The sequence below is a fragment of the Paraburkholderia sp. SIMBA_054 genome, from assembly GCF_046534875.1.
GTDB classification, from domain to species: Bacteria; Pseudomonadota; Gammaproteobacteria; order Burkholderiales; family Burkholderiaceae; genus Paraburkholderia; species Paraburkholderia hospita.
Map to the genome: position 1 here is coordinate 1 of NZ_JAWRXV010000881.1, position 267 is coordinate 267.

The window sequence follows — 267 nt, forward strand, 5'->3', positions numbered from 1 at the left end:
TTGATCACCGTCAGCAGGTTATGCGACGGCTCGCCGGCCACGTAGCGCAAAAAGCGTCCGGCATCCTCGGAAATATGGAGAATCTCGGCTTCCCGGTCGATCAGGATGCTCGGCGGCGCATAGTGCTCGATTAGCCGCTGATGCAGATTCGCGAACGAAAAGCTGGAGGGACGCGACGCCGGACGGACGGCTTCCGCTGGCAACGGCTGCAACGTCTTGCCGGCGACCGGCAGCACGGGCGTCACGCGAGGCCGGTTTGCATTGCTC

The 267-nt window shown here is 63.3% G+C and carries 1 protein-coding gene; it reads right to left on the reverse strand.

Features of this window, described 5'->3' with window-relative positions; genetic code table 11:
• A partial coding sequence (locus tag SB822_RS57655; RefSeq protein WP_410859181.1) for a hypothetical protein occupies positions 1-267 on the reverse strand: 267 nt, incomplete at both ends.